1 protein-coding gene is annotated in these 659 nt (G+C 65.3%); it reads right to left on the bottom strand.

Going from position 1 to position 659, the window contains the following annotated elements:
* Positions 1 to 659, bottom strand: a 659-nt coding sequence (locus HO151_RS04210) for a cbb3-type cytochrome c oxidase subunit I (RefSeq protein WP_173894763.1), incomplete at both ends; no start/stop codon positions are given.

A 659-nucleotide genomic window follows, 5' to 3' on the forward strand; every position in this document is an offset into this window, starting at 1 on the left:
GATCTTCTCCAGCCGCGAGTCGAGCATCGTGCCCGTCATCTTGGGCCACCAGAAGCTGAAGCCGCCGAACATCGCGAACACGATGGTTCCGAACAGGACGTAGTGGAAGTGGGCGACGACGAAGTAGCTGTCATGGACGTGGAAGTCCAGCGGGGGTGAGGCGAGCAGGACGCCGGTGAGGCCGCCGAAGAGGAAGGTGACCAGGAAGCCGGCCGCCCACAGCATGGGCGGCTCGAAGGAGAGCGAGCCCTTCCACATGGTGCCGATCCAGTTGAAGAACTTCACGCCCGTCGGCACCGCGATGAGATAGCTCATGAAGGCGAAGAACGGCAGCAGAACCGCCCCGGTGGCGAACATGTGGTGGGCCCACACGGTCACGGACAGGCCGGTGATGGTGATGGTGGCGCCCACCAGACCCATGTAGCCGAAGATGGGCTTCCGGGAGAAGACGGGGATGATCTCGGTGATCACGCCGAAGAAGGGCAGCGCCAGGATGTAGACCTCGGGGTGGCCGAAGAACCAGAACAGGTGCTGCCACAGCAGCGCCCCGCCGTTGGACGGGTCGAAGACGTGGGCGCCGAACTTGCGGTCCGCCTCCAGCGCCAGCAGGGCCGCGGCCAGCACGGGGAAGGCCAGCAGGACCAGGACCGAGGTCAGCA

This window comes from Streptomyces sp. 8P21H-1, from assembly GCF_013302945.1.